Raw genomic sequence first — 11,979 nt, 5'->3', positions numbered from 1 at the left:
AATTTAATTCACACTGTTTGTATTGCTTGATGTTGCTTATTAAGCTCAAGGTGAATTTGTGCAGATAATTTTTTACGAGCAATTTTACCTATAACGGTTAATGGGATATGTTCAACGTACGCCACTGTATCTGGCAACATATAGCGTGCAACACCTTGTGCCGCTAAGTATTGCCTTACGTCTTTGAGTGCTAAGTTAGGCGAATTTGGGTCTTGCGAAACAATAACTGCGCATGTTCGCTCACCGAGTTGTTCGCAAGGTAGTCCCACAACAGCAACATCTTTTATGCCATGATGACAAGCTAAATGAGCTTCTAATGTTTCAACAGAAATAGTTTCTCCACCTCGGCGAAGAACCTCTTGGATTCGGCCTTCAACAATAAGGTGACCACTGCTTAGCCGCCTTACTTGATCCCCAGTACGGTAATAACCTTCAGTAGTAAATGATTTTTGATTGGCCTGCTCGTCTTTATAATAACCACGGATTGTATATGGACCTCTGGTCAACAGCTCGCCACACTTTCCCTTGGCAACATCCTGGCCTTGTTCGTCCACCACCCTAACTTCATCCAAATCAGATAATGGACGTCCTTGAGTCTTGAGTTTTAAAACACTAGGATCTGAATTACGAGTGAAATTAAGAAGTCCTTCAGCCATGCCAAACACTTGTTGTAAATTACAATTAAGTTCATTACCGATTCTGCGAGCTGTAGCTTCATCAAGTTTAGCACCGCCAACTTGTAATAAATCAAGACATGCCGCTGGAGGTGTTACTAATGCAGCATAATTAAGCCAAGTTTTCACTAAAGTCGGCACTAACGCTGTCACCGTAACCCCTGCTTTTTCAATATACTCAAATGCAATTTCAGGACTCGGCACTGGACACATAACGACACCAGCCCCCACTTCAATCGCACCTAAAATACCTGGGCAAGCTAATGGAAAATTATGCGCCGCTGGTAATGCTACAAGATAGCGGTCTTGTGAACTCAATTCACACAGCTTAGCACTGGCTTTTATATTGTAGAGGTAATCTCTATGTGTTCTTGGAATTAACTTCGGTATTCCTGTTGTACCGCCTGAGCATAATAATAAAGCCATTTCAGCAGGATCCGCTGCGAGACCAGGAAACTCAAGTGCTGTCATTTGAGCTTCAGTTGCCTTAGTAAATCCTAGTAAAGATAATATTGACTGATGCGGTTTTAAATCTAGGCCATCCACAACAACATGTTTAAGTGTTGGGACTGTATCAAGTAGCTCATTGGCAAATGCATGACAATCGAAGCTAATCGATTGTTCACTAACAAACCAAGCACGTGCTTGTGTTAATTTCACAAAATGCAAAATTTCACGTTGTCCATGTCCAGGTAACGCCATGACAGGAATAACGCCAAGCTGGAGTAAAGCGAAAAAGGTTAATACAAATGCATTATTATTACCCATTTGCATCACTACTTTATCACCTCGTCCAAGACCAATACTGTGGCAATGCTCTACTATATTATTCACGACAGCGCTTATTTCTTGGCCTGTCATCTGTTGCCATTCACCAGATTGAAGGTCGGGGCCGCTGAGCAAGATAACATCAGCATATTGCTTAAGTTTTGCAGTTAACCAATTTGCAAAGTTTTCATTTTTCCACACCCCCTGCTCTTTGTACTTTCTGCTTATTTCTTCTGGCCAAGCATATAACCCGGCTTCGGTAGGCACAAACTCAGTCACAGTGACCCCTCCATTTCCAATTCAGCACTGAGTGCGTCATCATCTAAATCTAAGATTTCACAATACACTTGAGCAATTTGTAATACTTCTTCAGCATCGCTCGAGTCAGTAATTGAAGCGGCAATGCCTGCAATAGAAGGTGAACTAAATAAGCTTTTCATGTCTATCGAATTGGATCCGAAGATTTCCCTAATTTGCGCGATTAACGAACTTGCTAAAACAGAATCCCCACCCGCAGCAAATAAGTTTTGATGAATATTACTACCATCCCCCCGATCACTTCATGCCAAATAGAAGCTACCACACGAACTATTGGCATACTTAACGAGGTTTCATCATGTTCCAAATTTTTAGTAATTACTGGCTCTTGGACCTCAGCAACGGCTCTATTTTTGGGTAACGTATCACCAATATGCGTATCCCAATAATCCGGCTCAGTGACGAGGTTCACCACGGTATTACTGAAAAAATTAAACATTGCATCGAGCACACCATCAACAAAAGCATCCTCTCGACAATCCCAGTTAATTAAAATACCACCATCAAGTTCAGTTACTTGCGCATCAAGTAATACCTGTGGCCCTTGAGAAATAATCCAAATAGGATCCCCAAATACTCGGCGCACATTTGCATCAAATAACTCACCTAAATTTAATGCGCTTGTAAATACAACAGGCGCTGTCACTTGCTGCCCACGTGCACGCCCTAAATCTCTTAAAACATGGACTCCACCGTAGTCTGCGCGCGCTGCTCCCTCGTGCATACTAGATTGAACATCACGCGCTCGTGTCACAAAAGTTGCAGTCGGGCCAGTATCAACATCGAGGAGTATTGAACTACTAAAGTCGCCTACCACCTCTTTAATATTAGGGCCTGCGAGTGGACGTTGAAATAAAGGAACATTAAGAATAAAACGCGGATCTTTGCTCCATCCAGCCAGGGTTTCTGCCAGCACGGTTGCTAACACCACTGATGGGGTTAATCCGTACTGACGACATTGCGCATATAATTGTGCTTTACGCTGCGGATCAATATTAAAATGGCGTCGTGTTGTAATAGGATGCTGCGATGAAGCTGCTTTTAAAGGCAGTAATGGACCATTGGGTAAAGAAGCTAGCTGTGTTTGCCACCACATTCCTGAGCTTTCTTTTATTGACTCCCAATTATGCTCAATGGCCATTCGGCAATCTTTATAACTCATTGCTAAATCAGCAAGTTCTACATCGGGGTCATCGTATAACAGTGCAAGATCACGCAGTAGCGTGCGATAACTAACGGCGTCTGCAGCTATCATATCAATGTCTAAATGCAGGCGACTGTTACCATTTTCTAATAAGCTTAAAGCGACCGCAAATACTTCTCCTGACTCAATATCTAACATTTGTGATGAATAGGTCGAGCGATACTGCTCTAATAACTGCTGCGCAACATCAGTAGGTTTATCTCGTAAATCATTAAAGATGACATGCACTGTATTATTACTTGGATTATGTATTTGCTGTCCGCTGGAACATACTTGTAAACGCAACGAGCTATGACGTTGAACAAGTTTCTCTATTGCTAGCGTCAAACGGGCTAAATCTAATGGCTGTGACTTATCATTGATTGCCGACAACTCAAATTCACAATACAGATGCGCTGATACACCCCCAAGCGGTTGATTAACATCACGTCCTAACCAATAGGCATACTGCATAGGCGCAAGTGAAAAAGGCGCATGAGGAAGTTTCCCGATTTTTATTTTTGGGACCCCAAAGATAGTGTCTTGTGTATTATCAGCGAGGCTGGCAGCCGATACCCTAAGATACTCAACCCATGCCCCCACGAATGGTTTTTTAGCTAAATCTGCAAAGTTAATATCATAACCAGCCGCTCGCCAAGTTGACACTAAGTTCATTAATGTGATCGAATCAAGTCCTGCTTCAATTAGGTTACATTCTGCTGAGACAGCGCCAGGCTGTAAATTTAACGTATTACTAACGACAGCAAGTACATCTTCTAATAGCGAGGCTGAATTACTATTTTTATTCATTTGGGTAGTTTCCATTCTTAATGTTTGTCTTTACCAAATCATGTTGTTGACTTGGCGAGGATGTCTTGTTGCTTCAAACGCAGCAGCTCTAGCCGCTGTTGATGCAAAGAAGAAGTACTTTTTTGATTTGCTTGCCACTGCATAAGTAACGCTTTCTCATCCAGTTTTCCATTTACTGTTAGCGGGAATTTTTTAACAAATAGAAAGTCTGAAGGTAAATAGTGAACAGGGAGAAGCTGAGATAGATAATTTCTCAATGTTGCTATTGGTTGTGCGGTAAATGATTCCTCTGTCGCGATTAAAATAGCAATTAAGCCATCTGATAAACCACTGTCGAGGCATGGTTTTGCTATCACGGCTGCTCTTTGTATCTTTGCATGAGATTCTAAAACAACTTCTATTTCACTCGGCTCAATACGAAATCCCCTTACTTTCAATTGCCTGTCTGCGCGACCAAAATAAAAGAGTTGACCATCAATTTGCTTCGCTAAGTCACCCGAACGATACATCCGCTTCCCAGTGTGAAAAGGACTGGCAACAAATCGCATCGCGGTTAGATCAGGGCGATTGATGTAACCGAATGCCACTTGATCTCCTGCTACATAAATTTCACCAATTTCACCATCAGCCACTTTTTCTAAATTTTCATCAAGTAAAAGCACCTCCAAACTAGATAGTCCTTCACCTATTGGACTATTTTCAGTGCCACAAAGTGAATCACTTAGTGTTAGCCATGTTACGTGCACCGTTGTCTCTGTGATCCCGTACATGTTTATCAATTGCAATGTTTCGCAAGGGTAAAGCTGCCACCATTTTTTTACTTTATCCAAATTAAGTGCTTCACCACCAAAGACCACTTTGCGCAAGCATAGTGGTTGCTCACTCATTTTTAGAGCCTTACTTTCTGCGTCAATTAAGGCATAAAATGCTGAAGGCGTTTGATTAAGAATAGTGACCTTTTCTGCTCTCAAATATTGCACTAAGGCGTCTGGTGACCAAATTACACTTTTTGGAATAATCGTTAGCTTGGCTCCTGTGGTCAAAGCTCCCCACACTTCCCACACCGAAAAATCAAAAGCCAGTGAATGAAACAAAGCCCAAACATCAGTATGTGTTGCATCTAATAAAGGCATTGCCGCATTAATTAAGGCCAGAACTTGCTGATGCCCTACAACAACTCCCTTAGGGTTTCCCGTCGACCCTGAAGTAAAAATAATATAAGCGAAAGCACCTGCGGCTCTGTAAACTGGTTTCTCGTGCTCATCTGGAACAAAGTTAAATTGGTCCTCGACAAACAACAAATGACTCATAGCTTTAGTAAGTGAATCGTTACCCCAAAGTGTCTTACTCAACTCTCGCTGAGTAACAATTGCGCTAGGCTGACTACAAGCAATTATCCAATCGATCCTTTCTTTAGGGTAGTCGGGATCAATCGGCACATAGCACGCTCCAAGTTGCAATATTGCTAACACGTGAATAATTTGCTCACAGTTTCTAGGCAGTATTAAAGCCACGCAGTTTCCTGTACGAACACCACTTGCATAAAGTCGATGTGATGCCAAATCAGCTTTTTGTTTAAGCGCTTTATATGTCAAGGAGCTATGTTCATCACTAACGGCGATGCGATTAGGGTGCATAACGGCTTGTTCAGCAAAGGATTGATACAGGCATGCTGTACCTGCTGGCATCCCTTTGTTAATCTGCTCCATATTAATTCCCATCCATCTCTATGAGTGATTTAGGACGTAAATCTGTCCAATTATCATTTAGCCAACTCAAACAAGTATCACGTGTTTGAGGGCCAAAAACCTGCTCCCAACCAGAAGGAATAGTTAATACTTCAGGCCATAACGAATACTGTTTTTCATGATTGATAAGAACTACAAATGCCATTGATTCATCATCGAAAATATCTTCACTCATGATTTAACTCCAAAGAGACTGTTGATAGGGGGTTTAATTCGCTGTTATTAAGTTGCGCAGAATTTGCGGCTTCATGACTGAATTTGTTACAACTATCGACAACTTCTTGCAAATAGAACTCAAAATCAGTTAATAGCTGAACGCTACGTTTTTTGCCCACTGCATGCGGGTCAAAGCTCAAACGGATCTTGGTTGTTGCACCAGGGTAGATAAATAAAGCAGCGGCTTGGCCAACCGAATCTTGCCACTTAACATCCTTCAATCCTGCCAATGCAACTGGTAATGTAAGTCCTTGATATGAATCGACTTGTTTAATTGAATCTGCGGTTTGTGTATCCGCATCAAGGGCATTTTCAATAACTAATAAAGTATCAAAAAATTCACCAAAACGATGAGTCGCCTCCAAATTATCCAACCTAACCGGAGCTAACGCTTGCCATTCAAATTGTTCAGTTTGCAACTGCTGCAACAACGCAATTGGACTACTCAAAGGATCGGTCTTAATCCGTATTGGTACTAACTGAGTAACCAATCCAACAAGCGTTTCAATACCTGCTAACGACGCTGCACGACCAGAATCAAATAAACCAAATACGACATCGTCCTGATTAAGTGCATTACCCACTGTTTTAGCCCATGCCAATTGAAATAGCATGGCCGTAGATACATTAATCTTTGCAGCTAATGCTTTAACATCTGTGTTTACAGCAGCACAAAGCACACTAGATAATTCTTGTGAAGGAAATCGTTGCTGTCTTGTCGGGCACAATAATGAAGGGGCTTTGAAACCATTCAGCGCTTTATTCCAATATTGACAAGCTATTGTCGGGTCTTGTTTTTGTAACCAATCAAGATATTGACCCCAATGTAAATTTGGATAAGCTAAAGTGGCTTCAGCACTCATTCCTCCAAGCCACTCTTGCAAAATTCGAGGGGCTGACCAACCATCAAGCAGTAAGTGATGACAATGAATCAAAATTAGCCACTGACTATCACTTATACGTATAGATAAAAATCGCATGAGTGGCGGAGCATCAAATTCAAAGCGATATTGGTACCATGCTGTGCGATGCTGCACTAACAATGCTTCATATTGCTCACTTGGTTCACCACGTAAATCTAAAGTTTCCCATACAGGCTCGAGTATATCGGCAGTAAAGGTAGAAAATGTTTTCACAAAAAAGCCTGATCTTAGCGCGTCATGACGGCGCAGAAGATCCGCGGCCCCTGCTTTTAAAGCACTTTCAGATATTTCTGGGTTGTGTTGATTAGAAAGAGTTATTTCCATTTGTGTTGTCCATGGATCTGCTAGTCCATGACAGTGGCGAAGCATTTCAACTTGCAGTGGCGTAGCTGGCTTAATTGTCAAATTATTACTATCAACAAGACCTTGCGCTTGTAGCTGTTGTTGTTCTTCAATAAAACAGTCGTGTAGTTGATGAAAAAGCTTATTTAACTCAGCTTTAAATCGTAGTAGATCACTATGGTGCAATTCGCTACTAGGTGCTATCGCATTAAAGTGAAGTGTTTTTATCCCTTTTTGTTGGCTGTAATAGGCTGTTAAATCTAAAGAATTTAGTAACGGCCAGTGATCGGAGCAAGCTTCAGTGAGCTGCTCAAGAAGCGGAGTTACTGACCATAAATCTGAATTGGAGGATAAATTTAAATCACCAAGAAAATTAAAACCGACTAACCATCCATTTACACTTTGTTGAACAGGCGCGACACCACTTGATGATACAAAAGGAGAGTCTTGCTGAATAATTTGACCACACCATTTACGCAACACTGTTTCTATCAACTGGCTCGACATTTCGTCCGATTTAGTCTTTAAAACATCACTATTGAGAGCCACATAAACTTCACGGGCAAACCAGCCAATGGTCCTGCTTAAATCTTGTGTTGGTTCCTGTACTTCTCGACCATGCCGCTCTAGTACCAAGGTAGGGCAGCGATTATCTAGCGCTGGTTTTAATTTTGATGTAATAGCAGCTAAGCAACTTATAGCAGGTAATAAACTAGCCAGTGGAAGCCCTAACCTACGAGCGACAGTTAATGCAGGACATGTTTTATTATAAGGTTCCAAGCTCCAAGTTAATGTGTGAGCACTTGCCAACGTTCCCAAATTGGTTGAATTTGGCGCAGGTATATACTGCTGGCTTAATTTATTTATATGATTGGACCAACTACGCCATGATGTTGGTACGGGAGGTAATTCAAGTTTTTCATTACTCACTTGCTGATTTCGGACAATCGCAAGGTCTTCAGCCAAAATATGCCATGATGAGGCATCTATGACTAAATGGTTTATGGCAAACCAAGCTCTTTGGTTATTATTTTCATTTTCTTTAACTAACAATACGGCAACCATAACACCGTTTTTAGGACTTAAATTACTGCATAGTTGTTTTGCCAACTCAGCTGCTGATAATACACCTGAGTTTTCTAAAGTGGGTAAATCAGCATTTTCAGAATACACTCTATATTTATTATCATCACACTGTTGATAAGTTTGCTCACAATAAATAGTTTGGGTATTTTCAACCGGAACATTTAGGGATAACTCTCCCGTACCCGATTGCACCAATTGAGCTCGCAACAACCCATGGCGATTAAGTAAAGCATACACAAGCTCTTTTAGTTCACCAGCCGTCATACTTTCAGGCACTACTACACTTGCTAGTTGTGCAAATCGATCAAGCGGTGTCGCTGCATTAAGGTAGCGCTGCATTAATAAAGTTGAAGTAAGCTGACCTTTATCATTACTATCGTGGCTAACCGTTTTACTATTTTGACTGTCTCCGAGGGGATCAACTTCGTGTAATTCTTTAACCAAATTCGCAATGCATTTTGCATTAAATACTTGGCGAGGAGTAAGGTGGATCCCTTCTCGACGAGCGCGGCTGACTAATTTTACAACTGAAATACTATCGCCACCCACTGCAAAAAATCCATCGTCAATGCCTATTGTCTCAATCCCTAAAACGTCACACACTAAATTACATAGCTTTTTCTCCAGTTCATTACGAGGGGCTCTTTTGGCAATAACACCTAAATCATCAGGTATCGACAGCGCTTTACGATTAATTTTTCCATTAGGTAATTTAGGTAGTTTTTTATTAATTACAAAATATTTGGGGACTAAGTGAGGAGGTAGAGCTTGCTCACATACATAGCGAAAGCGGGCTATTAAGTTTAAATTAGCCTCTTGATTATCGCTTAGTTGCTCTATTTCATTTTCAATATAACAAATTAGCTCCATCGCACTTTGAGTAACTGCTCTGGCAATGACAGCGCAAGGACATTTAATTAACAGCTCAATGGTTGACTCAACTTCGAGCGGCTCAACACGAAAACCTCTAATTTTTACTTGCTCGTCTATACGGCCAATGTATTCAATATTTCCTTGAGTTGTCCATTTTACTCTATCACCACTTAGATAAAGTCTTTCACCTTGTTCAGCAAAAGGATTAGCAATAAACTTGCTTGCTGTTAAATCACTACGATCAAGGTATCCTCTTGCTAATCCAGCACCAGCAATTGCAAGCTCACCTGGCACCCCTAAAGGCGCTAATTGCAAGCAATTATCTAAAACATAAACTTGCCCTCCTGCAACCGGCCCACCTATTACCGGCTTTTCAGCGGCATTGGTTTTAGCAATCATCGCATCCACTGTTGCCTCTGTCGGGCCATATAAATTAAAGCCCAACGTACCAGGAAGGCCCTTTATACGTTGCCAAAGCTCTTGTTTTACCGATTCACCACCAAAACCCAATATTGCAGGTGTGTGAGGTTCAATAAATTGCCCATTTGTATCTGTAAGTCCTGACTGTAACCACGGTAATACTTCATCTAGCATACTGGGAGTTAACTCAATAAAATCCATTTTTTTAAGCATTATCTCTTTGGCAAGAGTGACCGCGTCTTGCATCGTATTTGCATCAAATAAATAGACTTTATGGCCTTCAAACATCCACAGTGTAGGTTGCCATGAGGCATCAAAAGCCAAAGACCAAGCATGGCCAACTTTTAGCTGATTATGTTCTACAAGCGCAGAAGCTTCGCTATAGAGATCGTGTTTATGACTAGCAATAAGGTTAACCAGAGAAGCATGTTTTACAACAACACCTTTTGGCTGCCCTGTTGAGCCTGATGTAAACGTAATACAGGCTGGATGAGATGGGTGCAATGGCCGGCATCTCCCTTCGTTTGTAAGATTAAGATCATTATTTTTTATACTTAATGCTTCATTCTCAATAACTAACAAACTGACTGTTTTAGTTTTTAATTCAGTCGCTTTAGCTGATTCAAATGAATGTGCATCACCATTATTAATTACTATATTTGGCGCCGCCAATGTAAGTACTCGGTTAATGTAATCCTCTGGATAATTTGGATCTATAGGTACAATAGCGGCACCTGCCTTGAGTGTACCAAGCATCACAACGAACCATTCCAACTGGCGAGGCATTATTATGGCAACCCGATCTTCTGGCCCAATCCCTTGCGATACTAGCCACCTTGCGACTCTATTTGCTCTTGCATTGAGCGTTAGAAAACTGAGGTCATGCAGCACGTTTTGTTTTTGCAAAATACTCTTTATCGTTTCACTGCCAACTAACTCAACGGCAGTTCGATTTGGGTATTTACTCACGGTACTCTCAAACCAAGCAACGAGCGTTGTTACTGGGCTTACAAAAGCATCGCGTTGACCCCATTTTATTAACTGATTTTCATCGGGTAATACAGTGGTAATGTTTGCTAGTGCTATATCTGGTTCTTGGACACAATGTTTAAGTAACTGTAGCAACCGTTTTAAATGATTTGGTATGGTTTTTGGTCGATATAATGAAGCACGCCAAGTGGCTTGAAACTGAAGGCAGTTATCTTTTAATAATGCGTCAAAAGAGAGATCTGTTTGCGTTGTACCATTAAAATACTTTTCCCAATGTACATCTAAGCCATCTATTATGGGTGGAGACATCCCATGGCTTAAGAAAGTCACCATAGTGTCTAATAATGGGTTTTGCGATTCCCCTCGTTTTATTTGTAATTTTTCAAGTAATAATTCAAAGGGTAAGTCTGCATGTGAAAAAGCAGCACGACATTGTGTCGCACAATCACGGATCAGCTCACGAAAACAAAGTTTATTATCAACCTTAATCCGCAGTGGAATAACATTCCCAAAATTACCTATCAGATCACTCAGCTCAGGTAAATTACGATGCGAAGCCACTGTCCCTATCGTCACTTCTGAGGCCCTAGAAAGCCGAGTCATTAATAAAGCAATCACCGCAATAATGGCTTCAAAAGTTGTAACTTGTTCTTCTCGTGCTAACGTAAGTAGGGTTTGTGTTGTTGCTTGATCAAGATTATCACTGTGCCAGCCACCATTTTCATTTTGCTTCACTCCCCGAGGAAAATCAGTTGGAAAATCAATAGGCTCAGGTAGCGGTGTAAGCTGCTTTTGCCAGAACGCAACCTGCTCTTTGCTTTGTTCGGAATCTTGTTGCCATTTTTCACGATGCCATTGAGCAAAATCTAAATACTGGATGGGTAAAGGAGCCCGTTGTTTAGATTCGCCGCTCTTAATTAGCCTATAGTATGTTGATAATTCATTAGAAAAAATACCAAATGACGCCCCGTCCCAAACAATATGTTGCCCTACCATAACTAAAGTGTGATGACTGTCGGTCATTTTTACGAGAGCAAGTCGAAGTGTACTCTTAGTTGCAAGATCGAAAGGTTCTGTACTTGCATGTTGTGCTATTTCTTTAAGACGTACTTCTCGCGTCTGATGATCTAAATCTTGTAAATCATATTCACACCACTGCAAAGGAAACTCATCAAGCACTTTTTGTCGAGCACCAACAATAGGGTCTGCATAATAGGAAGTTCGAAAAATACTGTGCCTGTTCACTAATTCAAAACAACTTTGCTGTAAAACAAGCGCATCTAAACAACCTTTAAATTGCCACAAGACACAAACATTGTAAGCAGACGAAAGTGGGTCCAGTTGATTAAGTAACCACATCCTTTCTTGCGCATTAGAAAGTACATAACTGGTCTCATTTTTTGCTTTTGAAACTGTAAAGCTTTGATTTAATGTCGATAAAGAGTCCACATTATTATTCGGCATGATTATTTTTCGAGTTGCCGCCAATTTTCTCGCAAGCTTTAGCCTAAGTGCATTATCCATAAAACAGACCCTAAAATATAAACAATAATAATTTGCATTATTATTTACTGTAGTTATTATTGCAACACATTGATTGAAAATTAATCCCGTGTGTATGCAAAATG

Annotated in this window: 6 protein-coding genes; all 6 read right to left on the bottom strand. The window is 40.9% G+C overall.

Going from position 1 to position 11,979, the window contains the following annotated elements; genetic code table 11:
- Nucleotides 1-8: 8 nt before the first annotated feature.
- Genes P4S65_RS20670 through P4S65_RS20645 form a run of 6 tightly spaced genes read right to left on the bottom strand, consistent with a single transcriptional unit; the run spans nt 9 to nt 11,875 of the window.
- On the bottom strand, nt 9-1,721 hold the full coding sequence (locus tag P4S65_RS20670; RefSeq protein WP_096794193.1) for a (2,3-dihydroxybenzoyl)adenylate synthase: 1,713 nt from the start codon (nt 1,719-1,721) through the stop codon (nt 9-11).
- Nucleotides 1,718-1,882 carry a hypothetical protein gene (locus P4S65_RS20665; RefSeq protein WP_232525558.1) on the bottom strand — a complete coding sequence of 55 codons (165 nt, stop codon included), beginning with the start codon at nt 1,880-1,882 and terminating at the stop codon, nt 1,718-1,720. Before P4S65_RS20665 ends, P4S65_RS20670 begins: the two co-directional genes overlap by 4 nt.
- 53 nt (nt 1,883-1,935) lie before the next feature.
- On the bottom strand, nt 1,936-3,753 hold the full coding sequence (locus P4S65_RS20660) for a condensation domain-containing protein (RefSeq protein WP_337121085.1): 1,818 nt from the start codon (nt 3,751-3,753) through the stop codon (nt 1,936-1,938).
- Between the two features lie 38 nt (nt 3,754-3,791).
- Nucleotides 3,792-5,462: an amino acid adenylation domain-containing protein gene (locus P4S65_RS20655; protein ID WP_188085292.1), complete on the bottom strand. Its 1,671-nt coding sequence runs from the start codon at nt 5,460-5,462 to the stop codon at nt 3,792-3,794.
- A 1-nt stretch (nt 5,463) separates the two neighbouring features.
- Nucleotides 5,464-5,676, bottom strand: a complete 213-nt coding sequence (locus P4S65_RS20650; protein WP_337121084.1) for an MbtH family protein — start codon at nt 5,674-5,676, stop codon at nt 5,464-5,466.
- Nucleotides 5,669-11,875, bottom strand: a complete 6,207-nt coding sequence (locus tag P4S65_RS20645) for an amino acid adenylation domain-containing protein (protein WP_337121083.1) — start codon at nt 11,873-11,875, stop codon at nt 5,669-5,671. The genes P4S65_RS20650 and P4S65_RS20645 overlap by 8 nt, the downstream gene beginning before the upstream one ends.
- Nucleotides 11,876-11,979: the final 104 nt, after the last annotated feature.

The organism is Pseudoalteromonas sp. B131b (assembly GCF_037162545.1).
GTDB lineage: Bacteria > Pseudomonadota > Gammaproteobacteria > Enterobacterales > Alteromonadaceae > Pseudoalteromonas > Pseudoalteromonas fuliginea.
Note: the sequence above shows the minus strand (reverse complement) of the source record. Positions and strands in the feature narration are given on the sequence as shown.